Raw genomic sequence first — 12,475 nt, 5'->3', positions numbered from 1 at the left:
TCAAGAATCAAAGGAGATTGATTGCATGAATTTACCGTCGCTGCTGCCCATCCTGCTCGGGATCGGCCTCGTCGTCCTGGTGGTCTTCGGCCTGTTGGCCCTGTTCAAGGCCTTCTATATCAAGGTTCCCCAAGGCACGGCGTTGATCGTCAACGACATGTCCTCGACCCCCAAGGTGCATTTCACCGGTGCCCTGGTGTACCCGGTGATCCACCTCAAGGAGTTCATGCGCATCTCGCTGATCACCCTGGAAGTCGACCGTCGGGCCAAGGACGGGCTGATCTGCCGCGACAACATGCGCGCCGACATCACCGTGGCCTTCTACCTGCGGGTCAATGAAACCCAGGAAGACGTGCTCAAGGTGGCCAAGGCCATCGGTGTCGACCGTGCCTCCGACCGCGCCGCGGTCAACGAACTGTTCAACGCCAAGTTCTCCGAAGCGCTGAAGACCGTGGGCAAGCAGTTCGATTTCGTCCAGCTGTTCGAGAACCGCCAGGACTTCCGCGACCGCATCATCGAGATCATCGGCAACGACCTCAACGGCTATGTGCTGGAAGACGTGGCCATCGACTACCTGGAGCAGACCGCCAAGCACTCCCTGGACCCGAGCAACATTCTCGACGCCGAGGGTATCCGCAAGATCACCGAGCTGACCGCGGCGCAGAACGTCATCACCAACGAACTGGAGCGCAACCAGGAACTGGCGATCCAGAAGAAGAACGTCGAGACCCGCGAAGCCTCGCTGTCCCTCGAACGCCAGCAGGCCGATGCCGAAGCCCGGCAGAAGCGCGAGATCGAAACCATCCGTGCCCGCGAGGAAGCCGAGACTGCCAAGGTCAAGGAAGAAGAGCGCCTGAAGGCCGAACAGGCACGCATTCAGTCCCAGCAGGAAATCGACGTGCGCACCGAGAACCATCAGCGCGAAGTCGAAGTGGCCCAGCAGAACCGCCAGCGTGCGGTGGTCATCGAAGTCGAGAAAGTCACCCGCGCCAAGGACCTGGAAGTGGTGGCCCGCGAGCGTGAAGTGGAACTGCAACGCATCGAGAAAGAAAAGGCTCTGGAAGAGCAGCGCAAGAACATCGCCACCGTGATCCGTGAGCGGGTAGCGGTGGAGAAGACCGTGGCCCAGGAGGAAGAGCGGATCAAGGAAGTGCGCGAAGTCTCCGAAGCCGAGCGCGCCAAGCAAGTGGTGGTGATCCAGGCCCAGGCCGAAGCCGAGCAGGATCTGGTGCGCCAGGTCAAACAGGCCGAAGCCGACGAGACCCGTTCCAAGCACAAGGCCGTGGAAATCAACAACCTGGCCCAGGCCGAACTGGAAGCCGCGGCCAAGCAGGCCGAAGCCAAGAAACGCCTGGCCGAAGGCCTGGAAGCCGAGCGCGCCGCGCCTGGCCTGGCCGATGCCCGGGTGCTGGAAATCACCGCAGCGGCCCAGGAAAAAGAAGGCCTGGCCCAGGCTCGCGTACGCACCGAGCAGCTGATTGCCGAAGCCCGTGGCGAGCAGGAAAAAGGCCTGGCCGACGCCCGCATCATGGAAGCCCAGGCGGCTGCCAAAGAGAAGGACGGCCTCGCTGAAGCCAAGGTCATGGAAGAGAAGCTCGGTGCCCAGGCCCGTGGCGAAGAACAGTTGGGCGCGGCCAAGGCCAAGGCCACCAAGGACCTGGGTTCGGCCGAAGCCGAAGTGCTGCTGCAGCGCCTGAACGCCGAGGCCGAAGGCCTGGGCAAGAAGTTCGGTGCCCTGGACTCCCTCAGCGACAGCGCGCGGTCCCACGAAGAGTTCCGCATGCAACTGGAGAAGAACTTCGAGGAAGCGATGGCTGCCATCGCCGCCAACAAGGAAATCGCCAAGGACCAGGCCGAAGTGCTGTCGGCTGCCCTCAGCAAGGCCAAGATCGAGATCGTCGGCGGCGAAGGCGACTTCTTCAATTCCTTCGCCAAGTCGCTGTCGGTGGGCAAGGCCATCGAGGGCGTGGTGGGCAAGAGCCCGGTGGTCCAGGACGTGCTGGCACGCCTGCTCAATGGCAAGGGCGCTCCGGCCGTAGCCGCTGAGCTGGCCGCCGCTGCCGTTACGCGCAAGGCCGACGCTCCGTCTGCCGAAGCCTGAAATGCCTGACCACAGCTGATTCGCCAGCCCTCGCCTGATCCTGTAGCCGTCGTTTTTATCGACGGCTGCAGGGCAGGTGGCAGGCGGCGGGTTTCAGCTGGCTGGTTTCAGGTGCTGGGCTCCAGGTTTGAGGAGCTCGCTTTTTTGCATACCGCCGTAGATCCAGGAAGGCCACGATGTCGGACGCTCAAGTCGCAACTCCCCCACAGGACGTATTGGACAAGGCCGTCGCCGAAGGCGGCGCCTATGAGGTGCTGCACAAGCGCCTGCTGGACCAGGGCCAGCGCCTGCGGGCCACCACTGACGACCTCAACCAGAGGCGTCTCGACGAGTTCGGCAACAGCCGCATGGAAGTGGTCGGGCGGGTGCGCATCCGTACCGAGAACAACTGCATCGCCCGGGACATCGTCCAGGTCGGCGACTGCTTGCTGTTCGGCTACAACGTGTTTATCGGCCTGAAGAAGGAAACCAGCGTCGCTGACGTGTTTTCCCTCTATCGGTTGGTGGAAGAGGGCGAAGGCTACGAAGCCGAGCCCGTGCCCCTGGAAGGCAGCTTTTTGGCGGCCCAGGGCTTCCTCAACGATTTCAACGAGCTCTATACCTATTACAAGAACACCCGCCTGCTGCAACTGGCGATCCGTGACGGCAAGCTGCTGGCAAGTTTCCAGATCGGCGAGCGGGTCACCGATGTGCGGGTGTTCCGCTGGTCGATCTCGGTGGACGGGCGTGATGTCCGTTACATCGACAACCGGGGCGAACGGGATATCGCCCTGCCGGCACCCTTCGATTTCGAATGGAAGAAAGCCACCCGCGAGATGGTGGTCGAAGGCCGCTTCCCGCACCTGAACATCCTCGACACGGTGTTCGTCGAGACCATCGGTGGCGACCTGACCATCAAGGTCGAGAACAACACCGAGTCGGGCCTGGGCATCTATCGCGAAGAGGTGCTGGACAAGACCCAGTCCCTGGACGACTCGCAGATCGAATTCGCCCGCCTGGGCAGCCTGATCCTGCTCAAGGTCCTGCCGTACCGCGAAGAGCAGTGGCGCTACCTGGTGTTCAACAGCCTGACCCGCCAGGTGGAGCGCATCGACGCCATCGGCCTGGCCTGCGTGCAGTTGCCGGAGGACCACGGGATCATCTTCCCCGGCGGCTACTACCTGCAGAGCGGCGAGTACAAGACCTTCGAGCAGTCCATGGAGGGCATGCGCTACAAGCGCTCGGTGCGCTCGCCCAACGGTGAAGATGTGCAGTACATCTTCTACCACCCGGAGCAGGGCCGCTCGGTGCTGCTGACCTACAACATGATCAACCGCCAGTTGCAGAACCCGCTGTTCGGCCACGGCTACGCACGCCTGGAAGACGGGCGCATGGTGATCTTCGCCGCCGAGGGCGAAGAGCCGACCCGGGTGCATCCGATGCAGGTCTGGCAGACACCGTTCTTCACCGAGGAGTACGCCGCGCGGCAGCCGACCCGCAGCGGTTTCCTCGGGCGCATCGGCAACGCCGAACTGGTGCGCAGCGTTTCCGACCTCTACGACCTGTGCCGCGAGATCGACACCCCGGCGGTGTCGGTGCAGCGCTACTCGCTGCTGTGCCAGAACACCCGTCGGCTGTTCGATGTGTACCACTGGCTGGGCAGCGACGAGCTGGACGGCCTGGCCCCGCTGCTGCGGGAAGTGGCGTCCACGTCGGAGCTGGTGCTGGACGAATACGAGAAGGTCGAAAGCATCCGCCGCCAGTCGGACCAGGCCATGGTGGCCGCGGAGGCCAAGCAGAAAGCCCTGCTGGACAGCCTGCTGGTGGACAGCTGGGACCAGGTCCAGAGCTTCGTCGATGCGCTGAACGGCATCACCACCCAGCGCGGCCTGCTGCTGACCATTCGCGACTACCGCTACATCGACGTGGCGCGCATCGACGCCATGGAAGCCGAGCTGCTCAAGGCCCAGGAACGCACTGCCGCCGGCACCGCGACCTTCCTTGCCAGCGAGCAGGCCCTGCAACCCTTCGTCACCCAGCTGGAAACCCTGGACGCCCAGGCGCAGAAAGCCGAAACCGTGGCCCAGCTCAGCGAGCCCCTGGGCGCCCTGCAAGCCATGGCCGGGGACCTGGACATGCTGTCGAGCCTGATGGCTTCGTTGCAGATCGACGACGCCACCCAGCGCACCCGCATCATCGAATCCATCTCGCAGATCTACGCCCGCCTGAACCAGGCCAAGGCCCGCGCCGAACAACGGCGCAAGGCCCTGGGTTCGACCGAGACCGTGGCCCAGTTCGGCGCCCAGTTCAAACTCTTCAGCCAGGGCATCACCAACGCCCTGGCCCAGGCCCAGGACCCCGAGCGTTGCGATGAGCAACTGTCGCGCTTGCTGGTGCAGCTTGAGGAGCTGGAGAGTCGCTTTGGCGATCACGAACAGTTCCTCGGCGACATCCTCGGCAAGCGCGAGGAGTTGCTGGAAACCTTCGAGGCCCACAAGCAATCGCTGCTCGACGAGCGCCAGCGCAAGGCCCAGGGCCTGCTGGATGCCGCGCGGCGGATTCTCGACAGCCTCGGTCGGCGCACCGCCAAGTTCACCCAGGCCGAAGAGCTCAATGCGTTCTTCGCCGCCGACCCGCTGATCCTCAAGCTGCGGGAGCTGGCCGAGCGCTTGCGCGAGCTCAAGGACAGCGTCAAGGCCGACGATGTCGAGTCGCGCCTCAAGGGCGCCCGGGACCAGGCCGTGCGTGCCCTGCGCGACAAGACCGAGCTGTTCGAAGAGGGCGGCAACGTCATCAAGCTGGGGCCGCGCCACCGCTTCAGCGTCAACACCCAGGAGCTGGACCTGACCCTGATGCCCCGGGGCGATGAGCTGCACCTGCACCTCACCGGCACGGATTTCCTCGAACCCCTGCGCGACCCCGAGCTGGAGGCCCTGCGGGACTTCTGGCAGGTAGCCCTGGAGTCGGAATCGGCCCAGTTGTACCGCGCCGAATACCTGGCCGGGCAGGTGCTGGACGCTGCCGACCGCGGCCAGGAAGGCCTGAGCCTGGAAAGCCTGAAACCCTTGCTGGCGCACCCTGAAGAACTGGCGCGGGTGATCCGCGACTTTGCCGCGCCGCGCTACAAGGAAGGCTACGAGAAAGGCATCCACGACCACGACGCCGCAGCGATTCTCCTGCAACTGCTGCCCCTGCGCGACAGCGCCGGCCTGTTGCGTTTCGGCGCGGCGGCCCGTGCCTTTGCCTGCCTCTACTGGGATCGCCAGCAGGAACAGCCGCAACCTCGGCAATGGGTGGAACGTGCCCGTACCAGCCGGCATATCCAGCAACTGTTCGGGCGTCGTGAAGGCTTGCTGCAATTGCAGGAGGAAATCCTCGTGGCGCTGGGTGACTGGCATCAGCAGCACGCCTTCACCCTGGCCGCGGAGCTGTTGCCGGAGGCTGCCGAGTACCTGGTTCAGGAACTGGCCGCAGAACGCATCGAATTCACCTTCAGCAAATACGCCAAGCAGCTGCAGGAAGCCCTGACCCTGCGTCTGCAGGGCGCGCGGATGTGGGACGACTACCAGCAGGCCCTGGCGCGGCTGGTGGAACGGCCCGCTGCGCAGTGGGCGCTGACCGAGAACTGGCTCTCGGCCCTGTGCGCCGAGGGCGAGTTCGTCGAGTGGGCCGACTACGTGCCCGAGGCGGTGGCCCTGTCGCTGCTGCGGGAAGACTTTGCCAAGCGCATCACCGAAGTCGATCTGCGGTTCAAGGTCGACAACCTGATGGGCGAACACCCGCGCATCCAGGAGCGCAGCCTGTCCCTCACCGTGGACGGCTTCTTCGCTCGCCTGCGGGCCCATCGCGAACAATTCCTGCCTGGCCTGCAGCGTTACCAGAGCCTGCGCCAGGGCATCATCAGCCGCGAACGCTCGGCCCTGCGCCTGAGCGAATTCAAGCCGCGGCCGCTGAGCTCGTTCGTGCGCAACAAGCTGATCAACGATGTGTACCTGGGCTTTATCGGCGACAACCTGGCCAAGCAGATGGGCACCGTGGGCGAGAACAAGCGCACCGACCTGATGGGCCTGTTGATGCTGATTTCGCCACCGGGCTACGGCAAGACCACCCTGATGGAGTACGTGGCGCACCGCCTGGGCCTGATCTTCATGAAGATCAACGGCCCGGCCCTGGGGCACCAGGTCCGTTCCCTGGACCCGGCCCAGGCGCCGGACGCCACTTCGCGCCAGGAGCTGGAGAAGCTCAACCTGGCCCTGGAGATGGGCAACAACGTGATGCTCTATGTCGACGACATCCAGCACACCCACCCGGAATTCCTGCAGAAGTTCATCTCGCTGTGCGACGGCACCCGGCGCATCGAAGGCGTGTGGAAAGGCCGCACCAAGACCTACGACATGCGCGGCAAGAAGTTCTGCGTGGTGATGTCGGGCAACCCGTATACCGAGTCCGGCGAAGTGTTCAAGATCCCCGACATGCTGGCCAACCGGGCCGACATCTATAACCTCGGCGACACCCTGGGGGGCATGCAGGACGCCTTCGCCCTGAGCTACATCGAGAACGGCCTGACCTCCAACCCGGTGCTGGCGCCACTGGCCACCCGCGACATGGCGGACGTCTACCGCTTCGTCGCCAAGGCCGAGGGCAAGGCCTTCTCCAGCAACGAGCTGAGCCACAGCTACAGCGGTGCCGAGATCAACGAGATCACCACCACCCTGCAACGCCTGATGCAGGTGCGCGACGTGGTGCTGCGGGTCAACCAGCAGTACATCGCCAGCGCCGCCCAGGCCGACCAGTACCGCAGCGAGCCGCCGTTCAAGCTGCAGGGCAGCTACCGCAACATGAACAAGATGGCCGAGAAGATCTCGGCGGTGATGAACGACGCCGAGCTCCTGCAACTCTTGGCCGACCACTACCAGGGCGAATCCCAGCTGCTGACCACCGGCGCCGAAGAGAACCTGCTCAAGCTCGCCGAACTGCGGGGCAACCAGACCCCGGAGCAGAGCGAGCGCTGGACCCAGATCAAGCGCGACTTCGTGCGCAACCGTTCCATGGGCGGCAGCGACAGCGATGTCGGCACCCGCGTCGTGGCCCAGCTCAACGATCTGGTGGAAGGCGTGCGCGGCCTGGCCCGGCCCGCGCCGCAGCAAGGCATGCGTGAAGTGCTGGAGAACCTCTCCGAGCACCTGGAGCAGAGTTTCCTGCCGCTGCTCAAGGTCATGCACAAGAAGATCGATGTCGACCTGCACAGCCACCAGCGCATTGGCGACATTGCCACGCGCCTCGACGAACTGAGCCAGATGCTCAGTAACGGCGAGGTTCCGACCCTCAAGGACTCCCAACCGTAGGAGCCGGCTTGCCGGCGAACAGCCAAGGATCACGACATGGATTTTGCCCACCTGGACCAGCAACTGCGCGACAGCCTGCTGGACCTGAAACTGAGCAACGAAGAGCGGGACGAGCTGCGCCAGCTGGGCAGCGAACTGGGCCAGGACCAGGTGCGCTACATGCGTAACCGTGCCTTTGACCTGGTACGCGAGCTGGCGCTGGCGGACAGCGTCAATGTGCTGCCGGCGTTGAAGTGGCTGGAACAAGTGATCAAGACCCTGGACGCCAACAGCGCCCCGGTGCGGGACATGGCCAGCGCCCACTTCAGCCCCGGCGAAGACTGCCGGCGCAAGATCCGCGACCTGTGCCGCCAGGCCCGAATCTCGGTGGATATCTGTGTGTTCACCATTTCCGACGATCAACTGAGCGACGAAATTCGCGCCTGCCACCAGCGCGGCGTGGCCGTACGGGTGATCAGCGACAGTGAAAAGCAGTTCGATGTCGGCAGCGACATCGCCGCGCTGCGCGAGGCCGGGGTGCCGGTGCGGATCGACGACACGCCGTTCCACATGCACCACAAGTTCGCCGTGTTCGATGGCCGGACCCTGCTCAACGGCAGCTTCAACTGGACCCGCAGCGCCACCACCGGCAATGAGGAGAACCTGCTGGTGATCGACCACCCGCAACTGGTGGCCAGTTACCTCAAGGAGTTCAACGAACTCTGGAGCCGCTACGCGCCGCGTTAAGGCGTGCAGCGGCGGGCCTTGACGCGGCCTCAGGCGGCGTTCGGCTGGCCCCAGGCGCTCTCGGCGGCCAGGTGGTCGATCAACTTCTGGCACAGCCCTTGGGCTTTTTCCGGGGCGCTCTGGCGCAGGGTTTCCAGGGCCAGGTGCAACTGCTGCACCGGGTTTTCGCCGATAAACAGGTTGCTCGGTTCCAGCCCGGCAATCGCCTCGTCGAAGCGTTGCTCGTGGATGTGCTTGAGCACCATGGCCTGGCTCAACTGGTGGGTGTAGGCCGCCTGCTGCTCCAGGCGAGCTTTCAGTTCGACAGCCTTTGCCTGGTCGTCGATGTAGACGTAGCTCAGCGCCAGCTGTTCCAGGAAGAAGTTCTTTTCCGCTGGATCCAGAGGCGCATTCTGACTGTCGTCGAGGGCTTGCACGGCCTGGTCCAGCAGTTCACCGGCTTGCCGGGTCTGCTCCAGGTCATGCAGCAGCTTGGCCTGCAAGGCCAGTTTCATCGGTCGATCGGCGTATTCGAGCTGGGTGTTGAGGCGCGCCATTTCCTCCAGATTGTTGCGGATCAGCCAGCTGTCGCGGCGCAGGCGCGGCAGGTCGGCCTGCACCCGCAGCTGGGTTTCCAGGATCAGCAGGCGCAACCATGGCCATTGCTCATCGCCACGCAGGGTTTCCAGGGTCAGCAAGGCTTGCTCCAGCAGATGGGCGCACCATTGCGAGTGTTCCTCGACGTAGCTGCCCCACAGGCAGACCAGGCACCAGATACGCTGCGAGGGCGAAACGGCGCAGGCCTGCAGGGCCGCCTCGGCCTTGGCCATTTCGTTGCGCCCGACATGCCAGTTCAACAGGCTCAGCAGTAGATCGCTGGCGTAGCTTTCCGGCATCTGGGCGATCAGCCGTGGAGCCAGATCCGGGCGGTTGGCGTCCAGTATCAGCTTGAGCAGCGGCGGGTAGCCGAAGTAGTCCTCGGGCTCGAGGGCCTGCGCCAGCAGTTCGAACCCGGCCTCGAATTCCCCGGTTTCCATGAGCAGGGTCACGACGATGATCCGAGCCGATCCGGGCAATTGCGCGGCCATGGCCGGGAACTGTGCATCCTGCCCCTGGGCACGGTACTCGCGCAGGGTCTGCTCTACCTCGTGTGGGTCCAGTTCGTTGACCGGCTGTTTGAGCAGCAGTTGCCAGGCCAGGCCGATGCTGATGGCAGCCTCGTCGGCCAGGCCCAAGCTGCGTTGCAGGGTAGCCAACTGCCGGTGCTCGCCGGGGGAGTCCGGGCTCAGCTGGTTGACGCCGAAGGTCACCAGCAAGTCGCGGGCCTGCTCGTGTTCACCCTTGGCCAGCAGCAGCGGGATGCGCAGCAAGGGCGCTGACGGCAGGGGTTGATGCAGGCGCTCCAGCAAGCCCAGCACAGCCTGCGGGCCGTCGTTGTCGAGCAGGGTTTCGAGCAACTGGTTCAGTGCCATGGGCTGGTAGGTTTCATCCAGCTCGGCCAGTACTTCCAGGGCCTGTTCCGGGTGCCCCTGCCGGTACAGCGCTGCGGGCATCTGGAACAGCCCCAGTTGCCGGGCTTTACCCGTCAGGCGTTGGGCCAGTTGCAGGCCCACTTGCGGTTCGATGGCGCTCAGGTGCGCCGCGCGATTGATCTGCGCCGCCTCGTCCAGGGTGATGCCCAGGTCATTGCCGGCGCTGCGCTTGTTGGCATAGACCACCAGCAGCGTTATCACGCCGGTAATCAGCAGCAGGATGACAAGTACTTCCATGATGAATCTTCCTCGGGTGCGGCTGTTGGCCGGTGACGCGCCCCGCCAAGGGCGCGCAACCGGGGGGCGTCAGTTGGTCTGGGAACTGAGCCAGATCTGGCCGTTGGCAATGCGCGCCATCAGCTGCTGTTTCAGCTCGCCGGCACGTTCGGGGGCACGCTGCTGCAGGTCTTCCAGGGCCTGGTACAGCAGCGACAGGGGCTTCTTGTCACTGAGCAGGATGCCCAGGTTCAGGCCCTCGATGGCTTGGGCGTAACGCTGATGCTGGATATGGTTGAGCAGCAGTTCCTCTTCCAGGATGCGACTGCCCGAATCCTCGGCGTTGAGCCGGTCCTGCAGGGCCTGGGCCTGTTGTACATCGTCGATGTTCAGGTAGGCGCTGGCGATGTCCTCCAGGTAGAAGCGGGCGTCCATCTCATCCACATCCGGCAGCGGCTCGCCATCCAGTAGCTGCACCGCCTGCTCCAGCAGGGACCTGGCCTGGGCGGTCTGGTCCAGGGCGTGCAGCAGCTTGGCCTGGTCGCACAGATGCAGCAATTGCTCGTCACCGGGCATCTGCTGGCGCAGGCGGTGCATTTCCTCGATGCTGCTGCGCACCAGCCAGCTATCCCGGCGATGAGCTGGCAGGTGGCTTTGCATCAGTAGCTGGGTTTGCAGGGCCTGCATGCGCAAGCTGTTGTAGAACTCATGTTCATTCTTGTAGCCGTCGATCAGTTGCAGGGCCTGGGCCAGCAGGGCTGTGGTCCATTGCGGCTGCGCCTGGTGCAACTCATCGCAGAGGTTGAGCATCAGCCCCGGACGCTGCGACTCGTGGCTGGCTCGCGCCTGCAGCAGGGCCTCGGCTTCGGCGGTCTGGCCCTGGGCCGCCAGATGGTTGAGCAGTTGCAGCAGCAGGCTGTGCTGGTGCATCTCGGGGGTCAGGTCCAGCAGGCGCAGGGCGGTTTCGGTTGGCTGGCGTTTCAGGGCCGAGTCCATCAGGTCGCTGTAGGTCGAGGAGTAGAGGGTGCCGTTGTCGGCCAGCAAGCTGAAGGCCGGCTCCACCTGGCCGGCATCGAACAGCGCGATCAGCGCCTGCACCTGTTCCGCGGCCGGCAGTTCGGCCGAGTGGGCCAGAATCCGCTCGGCATGCCCTTGGGTGGCGAACGCGTCGAACAGGCTGCGCAGCACAGTGTGATAGCGCTCCTGCCCGGGTTGCTGGAAGCTCGCCCAGGCCTGTTCGAGGCTGATCAGCGCGGCGTCTTGCATGCCCGCCTGAAATTGCAGGCGCGACAGCATCAGCAGATTGCCGATGCTCTGGCGTTCATGGGCCGCAGGGTTTTTCGGGTCGCCGAGCTCGCCGATCAGGGCCAGGGCGCGCGCCTGTTCACCGCGGGCCTGGAGGATTGGCACCTGCAGCAGCGGCCAGCTGGGCAGGGATTCGCCCCAGTGCTCCAGGAGCTCCAGGCAGGCCTGGGTATCCTGGCTGTCGAGCAGCGTTTCAATCAGGGTATTGAGCACGTATTCTCGAGCGTGAGGCGGCAGTTGCTGGTAGATCGCCGTGGCCTGGGCCTTGTGTCCAGCCACATAGAGCTCGCTGGCCACCAGTTGCAGGGCCAACTGCTGCGCCTCGCCCTCTGGCAGTTGCAGCGCCAGTTCTAGGGCCAGTTGCGGCTCGGCCTTGCTCATCAGCAGGGTCTGATTGATCTGGGCGGTGAGGTTGCCGGTCTGTTCCAGGTATTGCTGTTGGTCGGCGGATTTCTGGCGCAAGTACAGGATCAGTGCGATGAACAGCAGCACGATGACGAGCAGGATGACAAAGAGGGTCATGGACGTCCTTTTCTATTGAACAGCGGCTCTGGCGCGGTGCGCGTCAGCCGGTTTGCGCGGGGTTATAAAGCCATGGTCACGGGCTGGCAACCGACTTTACCCAGCCAATGCGTTTCAGCGGATGTCATCCAGGACAGGGGCGGCCCGGTCAGCGGTCGGGCAGGGCGGCGGGTTTCGGGTTAGACTTGCCGCCTTTTCGCACATTCAAGAAGCCCGCACATGGCCCAGCCGTCCACCACCTACAAATTCGAACTGAACCTGACCGACCTCGATCGTGGGGTCTATGAAAGCGTCAAGCAGACCATCGCCCGTCACCCTTCGGAAACCGAAGAGCGCATGACCGTACGGTTGCTGGCCTACGCCTTCTGGTACAACGAGCACCTGTCGTTCGGTCGGGGTCTGTCGGACGTGGATGAACCCGCCCTGTGGGAAAAGAGCCTGGATGACCGCGTCCTGCACTGGATCGAAGTCGGCCAGCCGGACGCCGATCGCCTGACCTGGTGCTCGCGCCGCACCGAGCGCACCAGCCTTCTGGCCTACGGCAGCCTGCGGGTCTGGCAGACCCGGGTGCTGGACGCGGTGAAGAACCTGAAGAACCTCAACATCGCCGGCGTGCCCCAGGAAGTCCTCGAGACCCTGGCCAAGGACATGCCGCGTGTCATCAAGTGGGACGTGATGATCAGCGAAGGCACGATCTTCGTCACCGACGATCGCGGCCAGCACGAAGTGCAGCTGGAATGGCTGCTGGGCGAGCGCGGCTGATCGCCCGC

6 protein-coding genes are annotated in these 12,475 nt (G+C 64.3%); 4 read left to right on the top strand and 2 right to left on the bottom strand.

Annotated features, from left to right (window positions below; translation table 11 throughout):
* Positions 1 to 25: 25 nt before the first annotated feature.
* The 3 genes from ACUXVH_RS07750 (at position 26) to ACUXVH_RS07740 (ending at position 8,151) form a co-directional block, all read left to right on the top strand.
* Complete coding sequence (locus ACUXVH_RS07750; RefSeq protein ID WP_011059462.1) at positions 26 to 2,101, top strand: flotillin family protein; 2,076 nt, start codon at positions 26 to 28, stop codon at positions 2,099 to 2,101.
* Between the two features lie 176 nt (positions 2,102 to 2,277).
* Entirely contained in the window at positions 2,278 to 7,425 is a 5,148-nt protein-coding gene (locus ACUXVH_RS07745; protein WP_445494462.1) for a DNA repair ATPase, read from the top strand.
* Positions 7,426 to 7,461: 36 nt separating this feature from the next.
* A complete protein-coding gene (locus ACUXVH_RS07740) occupies positions 7,462 to 8,151 on the top strand; it encodes a phospholipase D-like domain-containing protein (RefSeq protein WP_077933399.1) in 690 nt (229 codons plus the stop codon).
* 29 nt (positions 8,152 to 8,180) lie between these two features.
* On the opposite strand, the gene ACUXVH_RS07735 is transcribed toward ACUXVH_RS07740, so the two are convergent.
* A complete protein-coding gene (locus ACUXVH_RS07735) occupies positions 8,181 to 9,899 on the bottom strand; it encodes a hypothetical protein (protein WP_445494459.1) in 1,719 nt (572 codons plus the stop codon).
* A gap of 69 nt (positions 9,900 to 9,968) precedes the next feature.
* Positions 9,969 to 11,705 carry a hypothetical protein gene (locus ACUXVH_RS07730; RefSeq protein WP_065364564.1) on the bottom strand — a complete coding sequence of 579 codons (1,737 nt, stop codon included), beginning with the start codon at positions 11,703 to 11,705 and terminating at the stop codon, positions 9,969 to 9,971.
* A 219-nt stretch (positions 11,706 to 11,924) separates the two neighbouring features.
* On the opposite strand from ACUXVH_RS07730, the gene ACUXVH_RS07725 reads away from it, so the two are divergent.
* Entirely contained in the window at positions 11,925 to 12,467 is a 543-nt protein-coding gene (locus ACUXVH_RS07725) for a YaeQ family protein (RefSeq protein ID WP_011059467.1), read from the top strand.
* Positions 12,468 to 12,475 lie beyond the last annotated feature (8 nt).

This window comes from Pseudomonas sp. 8(2025) (assembly GCF_052665325.1).
This window is presented reverse-complemented; position numbering and strand designations above follow the sequence as displayed.